Raw genomic sequence first — 20348 nt, forward strand, 5'->3', positions numbered from 1 at the left:
TGGTTCTCGGTGAATCGTACTTTTTTCATAATTGTATTTAAGTTAGAGATTTTTCTCTAACCTCACCGGACCATTTTTGGGGAATCTTACATATTACAAAAATCATAGCCAGAAAAGCACAATTAAATTGGGAAGTTATAACAGATGTTATAATACTACTTATAGTTATTAATAGTAAAAAATGGAAATGTGCATTACACCTGTAATGCATTTATGAGTCGATAACGAGTGGACTCAATTGGAATTATTAAATAATCATGATGATAAATCTGGTGGATTCTATTAATTCAATTATTAATATAATTATAATCAACTGGCAAATCAAACGTCAAAAAGGATTGCCACCGCTTCAAGTTCAAACACTTCATATCCATTGTTTTATGGTCTCTTTCAAATAGTCCTTTTACAATATAACGCTTTATAAATGGAGAGACGAATATTTCATTATTCATTATAATTATTTATACTATTTAATGTCGTTATACACTATGGTACTGGATTGTCTAAGGCAGAATAATTAGACGTGGAAAAATTGTTTGCTTATGGTGAATAAGTTTTTAATAAAGAAGGGGCTTAAAATTGTTAGGACTACTTAATAAAGTAATAAATTTGCCTGCCAGCTTTTGAAGAAAGAAATACCCAGTACCTTTTTATCATCTGCATGGTGCGAATAGATAGTTTTTAATCACCAAAAATTGTATTATGGCGAAAACGGTTCAACAATCGTTTGATGAATTTTTAGTTAGGTCAGTTCGTTTGGATCCCGATCAAAACAACAATGCTAAAACAAGTAAAGACGAATTGCTTAAGCAAATTCAAAAGTTACCTGCAGATGGAGATTTCCCTGAGCTTCACAACATAATTCCTTTTATTCAGTATGGTTCTTATTCAAGGAAAACAAAAATACGACCATTGGATGATATAGATTTAATGGTCGTTTTAGATGCTAAAGGATCTACGTATGATAGTAGTATAAATCCTTCGGATGTTCATAATCAATTTGATGTTGCAACATTTCGTCAATTTCGAGATGCTAATGGACGAATAAATTCTACCAAAGTCATTAACACATTTATTAAAAACCTTTCAAAGATTCATTTATATAGAAAAGCTGATTTCAAGAAAAACCAAGAGGCGGCCGTTCTTGAATTACAATCTTATGAATGGGTATACGATATTGTTCCCTGTTTTATTACAAAGCCAGAGCCAAATGGTAAAACATACTTCTTAATTCCGGATGGAAAGGGTGCCTGGAAAAAGACTGATCCTAGAGTAGATAAGGATCGTGTCGCTAAGGTAAAAGGAACTCACAATATTAGTATTTTAGATGTGATAAGACTATGTAAATACTGGAATGTTAGACCAACAATGCCTACAATGGGATCATATTTATTAGAAAATATGGTATTAGATTATTTTGAATTTAATGGTGCGTTTTCTCAGTTGTCTTCTATTAAAGTGGGTTTTTTGTATGCTTTGAATCATATACGAAATGCCGTCAATAATATTGTTTTAGATCCTAAAGGATTACAGGGTGATTTAAATAACCTTACATTAGATGAAAAAGATAAAATATCTAGGCGTGCGGAAGCTGATTATAATAAAGGAAACCAAGCAATGCGGTTGGAACTTTCAGGATACCATGAGCAAGCTATAGCAATTTGGAGAGAAATTTTTGGTTCTAATTTTCCACTATATACCAATTAACATGAATAATATTAAGCAGCAGCAAAATTTACCCGATAATATTCGGCTTCTTGAGGCACAAAGATTTCTCTATTCACGTGCTAAAATGATATTTACAATTCAAATAGTATTAACAGTATTTGTGGTTATTGCTTTAAATTGGATGAAGTTAATCAAGAAGGAAGAACTGCCATTTAATGCAGCATATATTTCATTAATATCATTAGCAATAACATTATTTGATCTTCTGTTGTTTGGGGGGCTAATATCGAACCTGCGAACTAACGCTGCTAAAATTCAAGAACAGTTTGATTGTAATGTTTATAATATGCCTTGGAATAAAATTAACAGCGGCAATAAAGCTGAAAGGCACATTATCGCCAAGAATGCTAAAAAATATATTTCTGATCCAGAAAGCCCATTAGAAAATTGGTACGATATAAAAATTGACAACTTACCACAGGATATGGCAATCTTACGTTGTCAAGAGACAAACTTATTCTACGACAGCGAACTTCGTGAAAGATTTAAAAGAAGTAGTTTATACTGTTGCATTTTATTATTTGCCATAGAATTATTAATTGGTTTCAATAATAATGTTACGGTCCAGGCATTTATATCAAATATTGTTGCTCCTTTGCTACCAGCAATTGCATTAACAATAAAAATAGTATTGGATAACATGAAGTCTATTAAAGCATCAGTAGAGTTAAAAAAACAAGTAGACGCCATAGAAGCAAATAAGGGAGTTCTGACTATGGAGAATTTACGTCAGATTCAGGATAAGATTTATTGTAGCAGAAGAGATAGTGCACTTGTTCCCGATTGGTTCTATAACCTTAAAAGAAAGGAATTAGAGGAAGCCATGAAGGATAATGCTGATAGGGAATAATAGAAAAATAGGAAAATCTATATTCAATAAATTAGAAAAAGTATTGAGTAATTTGAGTTAAATCGCAAGAAAGACGTTGTGAAGGCTTATTTTTGAGAAGCTGACAACCTTTTGAAAAGGAATAGTTTGGTTTATTGGAACTCGACTATTTACTCGACTAAAATAAGAAGCCCACGCCTAGCGTGAGCTTCTTATTTTCTTTGCGGACCAGACGGGACTCGAACCCGCGACCTCCGCCGTGACAGGGCGGCATTCTAACCAACTGAACTACTGATCCATCTTCCTTTCAGTACGATGGGCACTGATCCATCTTCCTTTCAGTGCGATGGGCACTGATCCATCTTCCTTTCAGTACAATGGGTACTGATCCATCCCCTTCCGTTAAAGCACTTCCGCTTTCCCGTTTTGGGATTGCAAAGATAGCGACAAACAAATCAATTTTGCAAATCTTTTTTAAAAAATATTTTACCCGTTATCTTTACACCGTACTTTAACCAATTTATAACATAAATATGCAATTCCTGGAATTCGAAAAACCTATTGCGGACTTGTATGATCAGCTGGAAAAACTGAAAGAGAATGGCGCAAAGTCTGGTGTTGACGTGACAGCTACCGTGGTGGAATATGAAGCGAAGATCGCTCATACCCGTCAGGAAATCTACAATCATCTGACCAGTTACCAAAAGGTACTGTTGAGCAGGCACCCGGATAGGCCCTATACCCTGGCGTACATTGAGAAGATGTGTACCAACTTTGTGGAGCTGCATGGCGACAGGAATGTAAAGGACGATAAGGCGATGGTAGGCGGTTTTGCTGACCTGGATGGTGAAACCATCATGTTTATCGGTCAGCAGAAGGGTGTAAACACCAAAATGCGCCAGATCCGCAACTTTGGTATGGCAAATCCTGAAGGCTATCGCAAGGCATTGCGTCTCATGAAACTGGCTGAAAAGTTCAACAAGCCTATCGTAACGCTGATAGACACCCCGGGTGCTTACCCAGGTCTGGAAGCTGAAGAGCGTGGGCAGGGTGAGGCAATTGCCCGCAACATATTTGAAATGGTGAAGCTGCGTGTGCCGGTTATCTGTATCATTATCGGGGAAGGTGCTTCCGGTGGTGCCCTGGGCATCGGTATCGGAGACCGTGTGCTGATGTTGGAAAATAGCTGGTATACTGTAATTTCTCCTGAAAACTGTTCTACCATCCTCTGGCGTAGCTGGAACTTCAAGGAAAAGGCGGCTGAGGAGCTGAAGCTCACTTCCGATCACATGAAGAATTTTGGCCTGGTAGATGGTGTTATTAACGAACCGCTGGGTGGCGCACACGTAAACCCGGATGAAATGGCGGTGATCCTGAAGCAAAAAATCAAAGAAGAGCTGGCAGAACTGAAAAAGATTGATGCCGATACCAGGATCGAACAGCGTATTGACAAATACAGCAACATGGGCTTTTTTGACGAACGTTAAAAATAATTTGACATAAACCATTTCAAATTGTCATCTTTGCACCTCCTTTCAGGAATTTCCCTTGAAGGGAGATGCAGGGAGGCTATTTGAAATTTCTTATCCGGAATTTTTACGCATTATGGAACAATTAAGAGGCACCGGTGTTGCGCTGGTTACGCCCTTTAAAAAAGATGAAAGCATCGACTGGAATGCTTTAGAAAGAGTCATCGATCATGTGATTGCCGGCGGGGTTGACTATGTAGTATCCCTGGGGACCACCGGTGAAACACCTACACTGAGCGCAGAAGAGAAGTTGGACATCATGAAGTTCACCTTCGAAAAGGTGGCCAAACGTGTGCCAGTAGTGGTGGGTATTGGAGATTACAACACCCGTGATGTAGTCAAGCGTCTCGAAACCTGTCCACTCGATGAAGCTGTTGCCATACTTAGCGTAGCTCCTTATTACAGTAAACCAAGTCAGGAAGGCATCTTCCAGCACTATAAGGCCGTAGCGGCAGCTTCGCCAAAGCCGGTTATTCTCTATAATGTACCTGGACGTACGGGCCGTAATATGACGGCTCAGACCACACTGCGCCTGGCGCATGAAGTGGAAAACATCGTGGCGATGAAAGAAGCCAGTGGTGATATGGTTCAGTGTATGCAGATCATTCGTGACAAGCCGAAAGATTTCATCGTGGTGAGCGGGGATGATGCCCTGGCTATGCCACAGATTGCTACCGGTATGGATGGTTTGATCTCTGTAGCAGCGAATTATTTTGCAAAAGACACGGCTGATATGGTTCATGCTGCATTACAGAATGATTTCCCGACAGCAAGAACCCTGCATTACAAACTGCAGGAAGCTTTTGATCTCATGTTTGAAGAAAACAACCCTGCGGGCGTGAAAGCGTTCTTACAGGAGGCTGGTTTGATTGAGAATGTGTTCCGCCTGCCGGTAGTGCCGGTGAGTGCCGGATTGCAGGCAAGAATTGCTGCTTTCGTAAAGAGTTTTAAGTAAAAAGAAACTGCATTTAATAAAAAACGCTTTTGCCTATAGGTAAAAGCGTTTTTTTTATTTGTTAAATGATATATGTAGCCCCTTCCAGTGCCAGGTCAGTATTGGGGAATACTGGTCTGCATTCTTCCAGGAAAGGAGTCAATTCGGTATATTTCGAAGAAAAATGCCCGATAATCAGTCTTTTAGCCTCAGCCTTGGCCGCTAAAGTCGCTGCCTGCACACTGGTGCTGTGATATCTTTCTGCCGCTCTTTCGGCCAGGTTATGCAAATACGTGGTTTCATGATACACCAGGTCTGCCTGGTGAGCATAGGGCAGTAATTCCTCTGTATACATCGTATCTGCACAATACACATATTTCTTGCCGGGGGCAGGAGGGAGAGTCACCCAGTCATTTTTGACCAGTACCCCATCTTTCCGCTGGTAATCAGCTCCTTCGGCTAATTGGGAGAAATATGCTGCAGGAATTTCATATGCCCTTGCCTGTTCGGGTACGATTCTTCTTTTTCTCTTCTGCATATCAAACACGAATCCGTAGCAGGGAATGCGGTGCCTGGTGGCAAAATAGCTGACCTGCAAATCTTTGTCATTCACGATAATACCTTGATTTTCCGGTAGTAAAGGGGTGAAATGCATCTCGAATTGCAGGGAGGTGGCGGCACATTCCATCTGGAGTTTGAGGATCTGTTCCAGTTCAGGAGGGCCAAATAAATAAAGAGGATCTTGCCGGCCAAGGAGGCTCAGGGTATTGATCAGACCTATCAGGCCAAAGTAGTGATCTCCGTGTAAGTGACTGATAAATATGTACTTGAGCCGGCTTCGCCGGATTTTATAGCGTGCAATCTGCACTTGGGTGCCTTCGCCGCAGTCTACGAGTAGCAAACTATCGTTACATGTGACTACCTGTGCCGTTGGATGCCTGTCTAACGTGGGAAGAGCCGAATTATTACCTAATATGGTTACCGCAAACATGCCCGAAAATACGTATTTATAAAATCAAAAATTCCGGAATATGGAACCATTTTCCACATTCCGGAACCAAATGGCTGCACTGATGCAACACACAAAAATTATTCGTCTTCGCCTAATAATTCTCTTTCCAGGTCTTCCATCATGACGAGGTCAATGGCCTCTAACATGGTAGGGGCAAGGTTTACAACGTTTTCATCAGCAGCTTTAATTTGTGCCAGGAGCTCACTGTTAAGCCCGGTGAGCGCGCAGGACAAACTGCTGTCATACTGCTGGTTATAAACTGTTAAAATGGCTTGCAGCCCTGCTGGATCTGTATTTGACACCAATGCCAGGTCCAGTATAAGATTGCGGCCTTCTAAACCTGGTAGATCAGAGACTTCTTTCACAAAAGCATCTGCCAAATTAGCATCCAGCGAACTTATTTGCGGCTGTACAACAAGAATTTTTTCTTTGGTATCAATTTTGAATTCCATTCGTAAGGTTTTGTTTTATTAGATTTAGTAAATAAGTAATCGGAATCCTGCCCACTAACAGCCTTCTTCTTACTTCATTACCCTTCACAATGATCTTTATACTATTAAAGTGTTAGGGTAAAGGTAAATCAAAATTATTTGCTAATATTGTATAAGCAAGTCCCGGTAAGGGTTTTAATAATTTAATATTCTCACAATGGACCAGAATTTTTCACCGCAAGTAAAGGAGATCATTTCGTTTAGCAGAGAGGAAGCTCTACGCTTAGGGAATGATTTCATCGGCACAGAACACCTGCTGCTTGGCATTATCCGAGAGGGGGAAGGGACAGCTGTTAAAATTCTGCAGGCCTTGAATGTAGACCTTTATGAACTACGTAAGGAGGTTGAGTTGGCCGTAAAAGATAAGACTGGAAAGAATATCGCCAATATCAATAGCCTCCCGCTTACAAGGCAGGCAGAGAAAGTAATCCGTGTAACGGTGCTTGAAGCAAAGGCACTGAAAAGTCCCACCGTGGAAACGGAGCACTTAATGCTTTCTATCCTCAAGAATAAAGAAAACGTTTGTACACAAATCTTACAACAGTTTGACGTGGATTACGACACTTTTAAAAACGAGCTGGGCTTCGTAAAGTCTGCTGATCCTAAGGCAGAATTTGATGATCCGGGAGAGGAAGAATTTGAAGATGAGCGTAAGAGTTTTGCCTCTAAGGCCAAACAGACCAATACGAAGTCTAAAACTCCTGTGCTGGACAATTTCGGCCGGGATATTACCAAGCTGGCCGAGAGTGGCAGCCTTGACCCAATTGTAGGTCGCGAAGCGGAAATTGAGCGTGTATCGCAGATATTATCCCGCCGTAAAAAGAATAATCCGATCCTGATCGGTGAACCGGGAGTGGGTAAAACCGCTATCGTAGAGGGCCTGGCACTGCGCATCGTGCAGCGTAAGGTATCCCGCGTATTGTTCGACAAACGCGTTGTTAGCCTCGACCTCGCCGCACTGGTAGCTGGTACTAAATACCGTGGCCAGTTCGAGGAAAGGATGAAAGCCATCATGAATGAACTGGAGAAAAACAGAGATGTGATCCTGTTCATTGATGAAATCCACACGATCGTGGGTGCTGGTGGAGCTTCAGGATCCCTGGATGCTTCCAACATCTTCAAACCGGCCCTGGCTCGTGGTGAACTCCAGTGCATTGGTGCATCCACCCTGGATGAGTACCGCATGTACATTGAGAAGGATGGCGCTCTTGACCGTCGTTTCCAGAAAGTAATGGTAGACCCTCCAACCGTGGAGGAAACAATACAGATCCTCAACAATATCAAACCAAGATATGAAGAGTATCACAACGTAAGCTATAACCAGGAAGCGATTGAAGCGTGCGTAAAACTGAGCGACCGCTACATGACAGACCGTTTGCTGCCTGATAAGGCGATTGACGTGCTGGATGAAGTAGGTGCCCGTGTACACCTCAAGAACATCAACGTTCCGCAGAACATCCTGGATCTGGAAAAACAGATCGAAGATATCAAGCAGGAAAAAAATAAAGTCGTGAAGAGCCAGCGTTTCGAAGAAGCTGCTGCCCTGCGCGATACTGAAAAGAAACTAGGGGAAGACCTGGAACGCGCGAAAGCCGTGTGGGAAGAAGAAGTGAAACATAAACGCTACCCAATCGATGAAGAAGCCATCGCAGAAGTAGTGAGTATGATGACAGGCATCCCTGTAAAACGTATGGTACAGGCCGAAACCGAAAAACTGCGCCGCATGGGCGAAGACCTGAAGGGTGCAGTAGTAGGTCAGGACGAAGCCATCAGCAAAGTAACAAAAGCTATTCAGCGTAACCGCGTAGGTCTGAAAGATCCTAAGAAACCAATCGGTACTTTCATCTTCCTGGGTCCTACAGGGGTTGGTAAAACTGAGCTGGCTAAATCACTCGCACGCTATATGTTCGATTCAGAGGATTCTCTGATCCGTATAGATATGAGTGAATACATGGAGAAATTCTCTGTAAGCCGCCTGATTGGTGCGCCTCCGGGATATGTAGGTTATGAAGAAGGTGGTCAGCTGACTGAAAAAGTTCGCCGTAAACCTTACTCCGTGATCCTGCTGGATGAAATCGAAAAAGCACATCCGGATATTTACAATATCCTGCTGCAGGTGCTCGACGATGGTATCCTCACCGATGGTTTGGGCCGTAAGGTAGACTTCAAGAATACATTGATCATCATGACCTCTAACATTGGGGTTCGTCAGCTGAAAGATTTCGGTGCAGGCGTAGGTTTCTCTACCAATGCTAAATCTAACAGCGAAGAAGAGAATACAAAATCAGTTATTGAAAAAGCACTGAAACGTACCTTCTCTCCTGAGTTCCTCAACCGTATTGATGATGTGATCATCTTCAACTCCCTGAGCAAAGAGCATATCTATACTATCATAGATATCACTATGCAGAGCGTGCTGAAACGTCTGGAAAACCTGGGCTTCAGCCTGGAACTGACCGACGAAGCAAAAGGATTCCTGGCAGAAAAAGGCTACGACCAGCAGTTCGGTGCCCGTCCACTGCACAGGGCGATCCAGAAATACCTGGAAGATCCTTTAGCAGAAGAGATCCTGAATATGAATATTCACAACGGAGATGTATTGATTGCCGATCTGGACAAGGAAAATCAGAAACTGATTTTTACTTTAAAGAACTCAAGAAGTAACAAATCCGAGAAATCAGAGGCTTAATAATAAAGCCATAGTTGATAGAAATGTTTTCCAATAAATGCTCCCGGGACCAAATCCCGGGAGTTTTTTTTATGGTAAAAGGGGGCATTTTCTACCCCTTTCGTGTTAAACGATATATTTTTAACATATGTTTGTGAAATGAGTAAGATCACAAATCTCTTATTGATATTTTACAAAAGAGGCGGTAAATTTTACCGCCTCTTTTATTTTCATTCCGCTGTGGTAGGATCAATCACCGTCACAATTTTGTGAATCGCATTTGCCGGAAATCCTCCTTTCCTCGCATGCTCCCTGATCGTCTCCTCATCCGGAGAAATGTAAATACAGAAAATCTTGTCTCCCGTCACATAACTCTGGACCCACTGAATCTGTGGACCCAGCTCCCTCAATACACTACATGACGTTTGTGAAATACCCTGCAATTGTTCAGGGGTCAGGTCTCCCGCCCCGGGAATCTCCCGTTCGATGACAAATTTTGGCATGTTAACAAGTTTTGGGGTGATAAAATTATACCTGCAAGTTAATGATTGTTATTCTTTTTACTTACTAATCCATTGAACCTGAGTAATGAACGCATAAAGTCTCTGTTAAGCATTGATGATTATTATTTTTAATTTGAAAAATTATTATATGTTTGTCCCGGTAATGTAGATAAAAAGAGACCCTATACCATAACATGCATAATTGTAGCGCATTGTTTAAACCCATGTGCACAGGTTTCTTACTTTTTAGCTATTGTTGTTTTCTAAATTTAAAGGGGTATTCTCAGGGACGTCGTACTGATAGTATTATAAGATCACAGATCGATCCATTTGTACAACCTATTACAGAGACAGATAGTTTATTAAAGCAAATAAAACCCGGTAAACATGACATCCATATACCTGCCATTAAAAGGCCGGAGAAGCTGGCATTGCCCGCTAAACCTGCCATTTCATTTGATAAGGTAAGCATCTCCAACGAAGGATTGTTGGATCAGAACTACTTTGCAGGAGGTTATTATTACCTGAACAACGCGCAGATCAGCGGTGTGGCAACTATTTCCAAAATGCCACTGAACGCCGGTTTCCTGCACCAGGATCTCTTTATGGACGGGCATTCATTCAAGAATACCTTTAAAGTAAGTTTCGATAAACAGGCTTTCCTGGATGGATACCGAAAACAATTGCAGGACCAGTTGAGTATTGATCAGCTGGTACCCAAAGATTCCCTGTTGCAATCCATGAAATTGAAGGCAGAAGCAGGCATTCGCAGTCGTATGGATAGTCTGATGAGTGATTATAAGAATAGTTTGTCTAAAAATATCCCCGCACTTGATACCCTGAAGGATTATACCAACAATGCAAATGTCAATGGCATTTTCCGTAACCTGCTGTCTGCTGCCTATGCAAAAGCCATCAGGGAAAAGGAAGCGAAACTAAAGCAACTACAGGAATCCAATGCAGACAAAGCACAGATGGCTGACCTGCAAAAAGAAATCGATGCCTATTATAAACTGGTAAGTATCTATAATCAATACAGGGAATTACAAACAAAATACAATCTCTCTGACCTGCAGAAAAAGCTCAATGAGGAAACTGCCCAACGAAAAAAACAGTATGACCAGTTGATGAGCAAACCTTCTTCTGTAAAAGATCTGGCGCAGCAAAACCTGCAGCTCTCCGGCTTTGAGGAACTCCTCATGAGTATTGAAAAATTAAACATCGGTCAGCATACCATTTCATTGAGCCCGCTCTCGCTTTATAGCTATCTCACCAATGGTGTCAGCATTGAAATCCTGACAAAGAAGAAACGCTATTTATTCCTGATGGCAGGCAAGGAAACAGACCTGAACAGTATTCAGGCCAGGGCAATATTTACATCTTTATACAATAACGATCATACCGCCGTAGGTCTGAGAATGGGGAAGGGGGCAATTGCGGATAATCATCTGCACTTCTCGCTTTTTAACTTCCATCAGTCCAAGAGTTATAGTGACGGTACCACACTGGAAGTGCCGCAGAAGAATACGATGGTAATGGGACTGAGCAATCGTTTTGAAATAGGTGCTTCCTCCGCTGTAGAATTAGAATTGTCGCGCTCCTCGGCAGTATATAAAGACGCTGTTTATGAAATGGATACTTCTACCAGGCGGAGTGCCTTTCATGATATCATCAGCGGCAGTAACCTTGCCCAGGGATTGGCTGCAGATATCAAATATACGGGCAATTTTAGGGAGGAAGGATTGAATGTGATGGCTGAGTTAGCACACGTTGCTTCAGGCTATTATAACCCCGGAAATCCGTTTTTAAGCAGGGGTTCCAACACAGGTACCCTGCAGGTCAAAAAAGTATGGAAAAAGAAGTTTACCATCAATGCCCGGACCAATATCCGCCAGTATCACTATACGACCCTGGCATCCAGCACCTGGTGGAATTTTAGTCACCTGATAGACCTGGGCCTGAAACTGAAAGGCGGACAACAGATCAGCATCAGGTACCAGCCCACCCGTGGTATTCAAAAGAGTAATGGCCAGCGTATTTTACAAAATGCGGCAGACATGGTCACTGTGAACCTGAACCTGCAAAAGATCCTGGGCACCACTATCTATCGCAATAATATCAACACGATATACAATACATCCAGGTATGCGAATTTTTCAATGCTGTCTTCCAAAACCCTTACCCTGACATCGCTGCAGAGTGTAACCCTTGGTGATAACCTGGTGTACTGGAATAATACTTATACCTATGCCATCGATCCTTCGGTCATTGCTTACATGAATACCAGCTTCAATACGGAAGCAGGTATCAGCTATAAGGCAGGAGACAATGTAAGCTTGAGTTCATCGCTCATTTACAACAGTATCACAGGATATGTAAAACAGGTAGGTGGCCGCCAGAGTGTGTCTGCTACTATACATAAAAAAATAGAAACCAGTTTTTATATAGATGTTAAGCTGAACATACAGGAATCCTCCTCTTATTATGGAGAGCCTTTGACAGCCAATTGTAGTATAAAATATAGCCTATAATCCCTTCTATGAAGTACATCTTATTTTTCATTGCGATGTTGACCGGCAGTGTGCTGCATGCACAGGTGCTGATCAACTACCAACCCGCCATCAACGGGCAAACCCTTGATGGATTGTCTTTAGCCCAGATTGTGAATACCGGTGTACAGGTAACGGGTTCACTTAAAATCACTGTAAAGGACGGGAGTACCGCTGGTGTAGTCAGCATTATCGTTCCTGCGCTGACGATACGCCCGGGAGTGAATGCCCTGAACAAAGGCGTAATGCGCAGTGCCAGTATCCGCTTTGGCGAGAGCCCTGCTGCTGCTTTACTTAGTCAGTCAGGCCGATTTCCTGAAGGGGAATATGAATACTGCTTTGAAGTCAGTGTGCCCGATGTAAAACCCAGCCTGCCTCCTGTGATTTATGAAAATTGTTTTCAGCAGACCTTACAACCCAGCACGCCATTATTGTTAATCGACCCTTACAATGGTGCGGAGATCTGTAATGTACGTCCGGCCTTCAGCTGGCAGCCACCTATGCCTTTTGTAAACAGTATGCGTTATCGCCTGGTGGTAGTGCCAAAAGGAGATGATGAAACACCTGAAGCTGCGATTGCCAACAATCGTCCTGTGATCAACAAGGGCGACTTCCGCCAGCAGCATATCAATTATCCAACTACGTCTCCTGACCTGGTAAAAGGCCAGGAATATGCGTGGCAGGTAAGTGTGTATAGTGGTAGTGTGCTGATCTCCAGCTCTGAAATCTGGACATTCCGCATTCAGTGTGACGATAAGCTGGATACTTTACAAGGCGGGTCATTCAGGGAACTGACTGCCGAAGGGAACAAGAACTTTTACATTGTGACGGATGGCATTGTTCGTTTTGCATTTACGAACTATTACAACGATAGTCAGCTGCAATACGAAATTGTTGACCTGGCTAATCCGGAAAACAGTGTGAAGAAACTCCCCCGCGTGCAGATGCATGCCGGTCATAATAAAGCAGAGATTAAACCCGCCGGCTTAATCAGCGGTAAACAATACCTATTAAAAATTAAGAATGCTGATAAGCAGGAGCTGATCATGCGCTTCATTTATCAGGATAACTAAAAAAGACAGAGACCTATGAAATTCTGTAATTACCTGCCAGTTTTATTGGCATGTGTGGTGGCTTTTTGCTCCTGCCATCGAAATACAGCTGCTAAGGACCTTATAACCTATGTAAATGATCCGGGTAATGGGATTACCCAGGAGCAGGATATCAGGGACAATCATCTTCAGCTGCAATACATTCCATCGACCCTGCAGGTCTTGTCAGTAAACGGGAGTGAGCTTTCTGCAACTGCACTTCAGCAGGAGAAACAGAAGTACGACAGTTTTATGTACTTCCGCTTTTCTATCCTGAATAGTGTGTATAAGCCGGCAGGTGATACGCTGAACTACCTCAACTTCAATATGCAGGATGACATGATGCTGGTGACTGATAACAAAGACACGGTACCCTGTGTGTTTTATCAGAAGATTGCCGGTGCCAACAAGTTTAACAATGAGTTTATAGTGGTCTTCGAAAAACCACTGCAGGAGATGTCTGATTTCCACTTTGTGTATACGGATAAGGTATTTGGACTGGCGACAAGGTCTTTCCCTTTCAGGCGTGCAGACCTCGACCATATTCCCCAATTATAACCCAAACACGATGAATCGAATTTTACGATATAAAAAACCTATAGCGATGTTCCTGCTTTGTGTGCTGGGAACACAGCTACTCCTGTCCAATGCCGTTTATGCATTGACGACAGGGCCATCACAGCCTGAGATGAAGGGATTTGAACCGGCGGGTACGGAGAATATGGTGGACCTCTTCTCCGGTGATTTTAATTATAGCATCCCCCTGATCAGCGTAGATGGATACCCTATCAATATGGCCTATCACTCAGGAAGTGGTATGGACGATGAAGCCAGCTGGGTAGGCCTTGGATGGTCCCTGAACCCCGGTGTGGTAAACCGGCAGATGAGAGGGATCCCGGATGATTTTGACGGTGACCCGGTGATCAAGGAATTCAATATGAAGCAGAATACTACTGCCGGTTTGAAACTGGTAGCCAGTCCTGAATTCTTTGGTTTTGGTAAAGCAAAGATTTCCCTGAACGCAGGGATCTTCAAGAATTCCTACAGGGGTTATGGTGCGGAAGTGGGTGTGAATGCCACGATTGGTTTAACGAATAGTGGTGCTGGTGCGATGACCGTAGGCCTGAACTCCAATTCTCAGTCAGGTGTGGATGTAAGTGCCAATGTGAATTTTTCCATGCAGGTAAAGAGTGGGGAGACCAAAGATGTTTCTCCCGGTTTGTCCGTAGGTTCTTCCTATAATTCCCGTTCCGGTATCAAAGGCCTGACACTGAGTGCCAGTGCTGATTATATGGGAAAGGAGATTTCCTCTACCGAGACTTCATTCAACTTCGCATCACCTGCCTATACGCCCAGCAGTACAATTGCATTCAGCAATGAATCTTATACACTGAGTGGTAGCCTGGGACCGGCGATCATGGGGGTTTATGGAAAACTGGGTTTTACAGGTTACTATAATAAGCAAACGGTTGCCAACAAGCGGGCATCCCACAAGTCATATGGTTTTCTGCATGCTGAAAAAGGAAAGAGTGATATCAATGGCCTGATGGACTTCAACAGGGAAAAAGATATGCCTTATAATGACCAGTTACCCTATCTCCCTTTGCCCGTACCTACTTACGACTTGTTCAGTGTAAGCAATCAGTCTACAAGTGGACAGTTCCGTGTGTTCAGGAATGGTAGTGGAATCTTTTTCGATCCCAAGACAGAAGATAAGAACGGAGACGTATCGCTGGGTGTGGAAGTGGGTGCCGGTGCATATTTTCAGGCAGGTGTGGATCTGAATGGTCAATCGCTGACCACCAGGACCAATAAGTGGTCATCTGATAATGACTATAGCAGCAAGGGAGATTTTCAGGCTGCAGATGCTGCTAACCCTGTATTCGAACCGGCGTATTTTAAGCGCTCAGGTGAGAAGTCAGAAATGGATACAGGCTACTATTCTACTTTTCAGAGAGAGGGTGTGGCGGGTATTAATACAAGTCTGAATGGCGAAAAGACCCGTGCACTGGCACAATGGAAAACAAAGTCTGGCGTAGTACCTGTTTCACAGGCCATCAAAAGAAACAAGCGCGAAACAAGACAGGCAGTATTCAGTTATCTCACTGCATCAGAGGCCAACAAATATGGCCTGGATAAAACGATCAAGAGTTATCCTGCCAATACCCTGGTGTTGCAATGTGACGATAGCAGGATTGAGAACATCAGCCGGCTGAATACGAATGCCAAATCTCATCACATGTCGCAGGTAACAGTCCTGGACAATAATGGCAGCAGATATATCTATGGCATTCCCGCATATAACACTTACCAGGAAGAGGTTTCTTTTAGCGTAGATGCTGCAAAGGGAGACCGCAATACTGGTTTGGTAGGTTATACAAGTCAGGATGCCAGTGCTTCTAATAACCAGGGAAGGGATGGCTATTACAGCAAGGACATCATGCCTGCGTATGCACATTCCTTCCTGCTTACCGGCATGCTCACCAGTGACTATGTAGATGTAACCGGCAATGGGATCAGTGATGATGACCTGGGCAATGCCGTGAAATTTAATTATACCAGACAGGCTGGTTTATTTGGCTGGCGAACACCATTCGATAAGGATAAAGCCAACTACAATGAAAGCATGCGAAGCGATAAGCGGGATGACAGGGGGAGTTATGTATATGGGACTAAGGAGATCTGGTATACCCACTCTATAGAAGGCAGGACAATGATCGCCCTGTTCATATTGGGAGATCGTGAAGATGGTATGGGGGCAAAAGATAATACCGGTGGTATAGATACAGATCATCATCAGCGCTACCTGGACAGAATCGAATTGTACTCCAAGGCTGATCTGCAACAAAATGGCAGTGCAGCGGTGCCTGTAAAAACGGTGCATTTTGAGTATGACTATTCTTCCTGCCCGGGTGTAACAAACAATTCAGGTAAGGCTGTCATGAAGGATGGTGTGAACATCAATGCTCAAAAAGGCAAGCTCACGCTGAGAAAGGTGTACTTCACCTTTGGGAAGAATGGCAAAGGAATCCTGCAACCTTACAAGTTCAATTACCAGCAAACCATCAATGGTACGATCGTTAATTATTCCCATAAGCAGGCTGACCGCTGGGGTACTTACAAGGATAACCAGGCTAACGAAGGTGCGCTGAACAATGATGAGTTTCCCTATACCATCCAGGACAAAACAAAGGCAGATGCTTATGCTGCTATGTGGCAACTGAATGATATTGAGTTGCCGGCTGGTGGTCATATCAAACTGGACTATGAGGCCGATGACTATGCATATGTGCAGGATAAACGTGCACAACAAATGTGCTTTGTGAAAGGTATTGACAATGCAGGACAGAAGTCGGGACTGATCAATGCACGACGCTTATTAATCAAACTACCACAGCCGGTAAGCAACCTGGCGGAAATGAAGTACCGGTATTTTGAAGGGATGACAAACCTGTATTACAGGTTATATGTCAATCTTGACAATGCGGGGCATTACGAATATGTACCGGGCTATGGTACGATCACGAATGTTTCGATGGTAGATAATACTACGGCGGCAGTAGAGTTGCTGACAACGGATGGTGCACATCCTGCTGCAAGTGCGGCATGGCAGTTCCTGCGTATGAACTTGCCATTGTATGCATATCCGAATTCTGAAACTTCGGATCAGGGCGACTTTAAGGCCATCATTCGCTCACTGATTACAGCTGTATCCCAATTGTCAGAGCTGGTAGAGAATTTCAATACACGTGCCAGCAGGAAGAAATTTGGTGACCAGATAGACCTGTCCCGTTCATGGGTAAGGCTGAATAGCCCTTCTTTTGCAAAATTGGGTGGTGGTAGCCGTGTGAAGAGTCTGCGCATGGTGGATAACTGGAAGTCGATGTCTGGCACCGGGCAAGATGCTTCCTTTGGACAGGACTATAGTTATACTACCACTGCCAATTACAATGGCCAGGATATTACCATCTCAAGTGGTGTAACTCCTTATGAGCCCATGATTGGGAATGATGAAAACCCATTCCGCCAGCCATTCCCTTATACAAAGAAAGGAAATCCGTTAGGGCTGAGTGATCATTACTATATGGAAGCGCCTTTGGGTGAATCTTATTTTCCTCCGGGTAATGTAGGATATAGTAAGGTGACGGTGTATAACGTAGGTCAGGATGGCAACAGGAACCTGAATGGCTATAATGTGAGTGAGTTTTATACGGCGAAAGATTTCCCAACCATTGTGAACAGTCTGCCGATAGATGCGAAGCCTTATAAACCCAGTCCGCTGCTCAACTTCCTGAAGATGAAATTCAAATCAGGAGTAGTGCTGACACAGGGTTATAGTATTGAGGTGAATGATATGCATGGTAAGCCAAAGCAGGAAGCTTTCTACAAGCGGGGTACCACCAGCCCGATGAGCAGTACTAAATACTTCTACAAGACGGTGAATGAAACGGGCGGGAAACAGCTGGACAATAATGTGTTGTTAGTAAGACCAGACGGTTCATTGCAGGATGCATCGGTAGGAGTGGACATAGAAATGTTCAGTGACATGCGTGAGCAGTATACCCAGAATATAGGGGGCAGTTTGCGATTGAGCTTTGGTAGTTTCCCTATTGTGTTCTTCCCGGGTGCATATGTATTTCCGGGAGTAGGCTTTAACCAGGACTACAGGGAATATCGCTCTACTAGTACTGTGAAGCTGGTACAGCGGAGTGGCATCATGTACAAACAGATCAAGACCCAGGATGGTTCCAGCATTACAACTGAGATGATGGCATGGGATCCTACTACGGGAGAGCCATTGTTGAAGAAAGAACAGAATGAGTTTGACGATGCGGTGTATAATTTTACTTATCCTGCTTATTGGGCGTACAACGGCATGTCGCAGGCATTTCAGAATATAGATGTCGTACTGAAAGGGGTAAGTACTGACAATACAGGCCGTTTCCTGACAAGTGTACCAGCAGGTATCCTGTTTCCAGGAGATGAGGTCATCGATCTCAACGGCACACAACAGGCCTGGGTAATGAAAGGCAGTGATGGTCAACTGAAACTGATCGATAAATCGGGTGAGTTTGTTGTGTACAGCAATGCTTCGCTGAGGATTGTACGGTCGGGGCATCGTAATCTGTCATCAGCAATGCTGGGTGCAGTTTCCTCATTGCGCAACCCGATTAAATCAGGCAAGATAGATATTGGCGCATTCTCCAGGGTGATCAATGCATCGGCCAATACCTTTAAGGAAGAGTGGCAGGTGGCACTGAGAGACATCAATGCAGTACCACCGGCCATGGATACGATGAACCTCACATGTCCCTTGTCTTACATCACAGGATTCCTTTTTGCAATAGCGGATCCTACATTACCATATAACAGTACTTATCTCAGTGCAGCTAACAGGCAATTGCTGAATGAGCAATATATCTTCAAAGGAAAGAACAGCAATGTTACATTAAGGAACATCATTGATAAGCACCGCAGCTTTGGTTTGCTGAGTGGATCTTATCCATTGTCTTCTTATTTCACAGAGCCTTTCTTCAATAAATCACAACCTGCCAGTCTGCGCTTTTATGTGAACCACCCAAGGTACAGGATGAAGTGTGGAGAGAAGTACTTCTACTTCAACAGTGGTGATACGATAACACTGGGTTCCTATATACTGGTGCTGAAAGATGTACATCCTTATCTGAACGATGCGATCAATGGTTATCCATGGCTGAACAGTGATGGTACAAGCGGGTATTACACAGGTAATACGAGTTACAATACCGGCGATAGTTGTGGTTGTAACGGCACCTTTGGGTATAACAATACCAGTGGAGAGAAGATCCAGTTAGTGCGTCATGAGTTTAAAGACATCTCATTGGATGGACAGGGTTGTAATATAGTCCCTGATTGTCCTACGCTGCTGGGTAGCGTGGTAAATCCATATTTCACCAATATGCTGGGTAACTGGAGACCTTATCAGAAATACGTTTACAGGGTAGATAGAAAGGCGGAGCCCAATGAACTGAATAAGGCAAAGGGTGCGACAGATCTGAGGAACAGCGGATACTATGCCAACTTTACACCGTTCTGGCAATATGACGGAAGTGCCGGTATGTATAAGGCTGCAGGTCCGGCTGCGGATGAGAAATGGATTTATACCAGTGAGGCAGTAAAGGTAGATACAAAGAGCAAGGAGATAGAAACGAAGAATGCAATTGGCATTTATTCAGGAGCCATTTTCGGATATGCGAATACTGTTCCGATTGCAGTATCAGCAAATGCCGCTTACCACGAAATCGGTTTTGATGGATTTGAGGACTACCAGTTTGAAAAGGTTTGCGGCGTATGGCCTGACAGCTGTAAGATTGAAGGCCACTTTGATTTCCGCAGGGAGATCTGGCATGGCATACAGCCTGATCAGGCTTATGCACATACAGGTAATTACAGTCTGAAGCTTAGCAAGCCGGTGACGATGAAGAGAGAAATTCCCCTGCCATTTACGCCGGGTAGTTTCAGCGCATTTGATAGTCAGGGCCGCTTTATCGCTACGGTAGATAATACTTATCCGAAATTCTATCCTACGGCAAATAAAATGTATATCGCCAGTGTATGGGTGAAGAGCAGTAATGTAAATGCAAATACCACAGGTGTATTGCAGATAGGCAGCAACACCAGTCTGCAGCCAATAGTTGTGAGCCAGGGTGCGGGTGTACAGATAGAGGGTTGGAGAAAGGTGGAAGTATCCTTCGTCATGCCTGACAATGCAAGACAATTCCTGTTGACCCTGGACCCGAAAGGTGGTGAAGCATGGTTTGACGATGTGCGTATACAGCCATTCAATAGTCACATGCAAACCTATGTATATGTTCCTTCACGTACAGACCTGCTGATGGCCGAATTGGATGAAAACAATTTTGCTACCCTGTATGAGTATGATGATGAAGGTACATTGATCCGGTTGAAACGTGAGACGGAGAGAGGTATCATGACTGTTAAGGAATCCCGTAGCTATTACAAAAAACATTAAAG

12 protein-coding genes and 1 tRNA gene are annotated in these 20348 nt (G+C 43.3%); 9 read left to right on the forward strand and 4 right to left on the reverse strand.

All coding sequences use genetic code 11. From position 1 onward, the window contains the following. Nucleotides 1-702: 702 nt before the first annotated feature. Nucleotides 703-1707, forward strand: a complete 1005-nt coding sequence (locus tag DXN04_RS24390; protein ID WP_116856025.1) for a nucleotidyltransferase — start codon at nt 703-705, stop codon at nt 1705-1707. Between the two features lies 1 nt (nt 1708). Next, nucleotides 1709-2578: an S-4TM family putative pore-forming effector gene (locus tag DXN04_RS24395; RefSeq protein ID WP_116856026.1), complete on the forward strand. Its 870-nt coding sequence runs from the start codon at nt 1709-1711 to the stop codon at nt 2576-2578. A gap of 203 nt (nt 2579-2781) precedes the next feature. Here the strand turns inward: DXN04_RS24395 and DXN04_RS24400 are convergent. Next, nucleotides 2782-2855 (reverse strand) — tRNA-Asp (locus tag DXN04_RS24400). A 235-nt stretch (nt 2856-3090) separates the two neighbouring features. Here DXN04_RS24400 and DXN04_RS24405 point away from each other — a divergent pair. Beyond that, nucleotides 3091-4044, forward strand: coding sequence for an acetyl-CoA carboxylase carboxyltransferase subunit alpha (locus DXN04_RS24405; protein ID WP_116856027.1), 954 nt, complete (start codon nt 3091-3093; stop codon nt 4042-4044). A 118-nt stretch (nt 4045-4162) separates the two neighbouring features. Further along, nucleotides 4163-5041, forward strand: coding sequence for a 4-hydroxy-tetrahydrodipicolinate synthase (gene dapA, locus DXN04_RS24410; RefSeq protein WP_116856384.1), 879 nt, complete (start codon nt 4163-4165; stop codon nt 5039-5041). Between the two features lie 61 nt (nt 5042-5102). On the opposite strand, the gene DXN04_RS24415 is transcribed toward dapA, so the two are convergent. Together DXN04_RS24415 and DXN04_RS24420 are read right to left on the reverse strand one after the other, a co-directional pair. Next, on the reverse strand, nt 5103-6011 hold the full coding sequence (locus tag DXN04_RS24415) for a ribonuclease Z (protein ID WP_116856028.1): 909 nt from the start codon (nt 6009-6011) through the stop codon (nt 5103-5105). A gap of 98 nt (nt 6012-6109) precedes the next feature. Then, a complete protein-coding gene (locus tag DXN04_RS24420) occupies nt 6110-6484 on the reverse strand; it encodes an STAS domain-containing protein (protein WP_116856029.1) in 375 nt (124 codons plus the stop codon). 196 nt (nt 6485-6680) lie between these two features. Between DXN04_RS24420 and DXN04_RS24425 the strand changes: the two genes are divergently transcribed. Beyond that, entirely contained in the window at nt 6681-9212 is a 2532-nt protein-coding gene (locus DXN04_RS24425) for an ATP-dependent Clp protease ATP-binding subunit (RefSeq protein WP_116856030.1), read from the forward strand. Between the two features lie 209 nt (nt 9213-9421). Here the strand turns inward: DXN04_RS24425 and DXN04_RS24430 are convergent, their stop codons facing one another. Then, a complete protein-coding gene (locus DXN04_RS24430) occupies nt 9422-9694 on the reverse strand; it encodes a DUF4242 domain-containing protein (RefSeq protein ID WP_116856031.1) in 273 nt (90 codons plus the stop codon). 224 nt (nt 9695-9918) lie between these two features. Here DXN04_RS24430 and DXN04_RS24435 point away from each other — a divergent pair, with 224 nt between their 5' ends. From DXN04_RS24435 to DXN04_RS24450, 4 genes are read left to right on the forward strand one after another with little or no spacing between them, the layout of a single operon-like run. Continuing rightward, nucleotides 9919-12225, forward strand: a complete 2307-nt coding sequence (locus DXN04_RS24435) for a hypothetical protein (protein WP_116856032.1) — start codon at nt 9919-9921, stop codon at nt 12223-12225. Between the two features lie 8 nt (nt 12226-12233). Continuing rightward, on the forward strand, nt 12234-13316 hold the full coding sequence (locus tag DXN04_RS24440) for a hypothetical protein (RefSeq protein ID WP_116856033.1): 1083 nt from the start codon (nt 12234-12236) through the stop codon (nt 13314-13316). Between the two features lie 15 nt (nt 13317-13331). After that, nucleotides 13332-13892 (forward strand): hypothetical protein, encoded by a 561-nt coding sequence (locus DXN04_RS24445; protein ID WP_116856034.1) that lies wholly within the window; start codon nt 13332-13334, stop codon nt 13890-13892. A 10-nt stretch (nt 13893-13902) separates the two neighbouring features. Continuing rightward, entirely contained in the window at nt 13903-20346 is a 6444-nt protein-coding gene (locus tag DXN04_RS24450; RefSeq protein WP_147320051.1) for a hypothetical protein, read from the forward strand. Nucleotides 20347-20348 lie beyond the last annotated feature (2 nt).

Origin of the sequence: Chitinophaga silvisoli (genome assembly GCF_003412465.1) — a bacterium.
Classification (GTDB): domain Bacteria; phylum Bacteroidota; class Bacteroidia; order Chitinophagales; family Chitinophagaceae; genus Chitinophaga; species Chitinophaga silvisoli.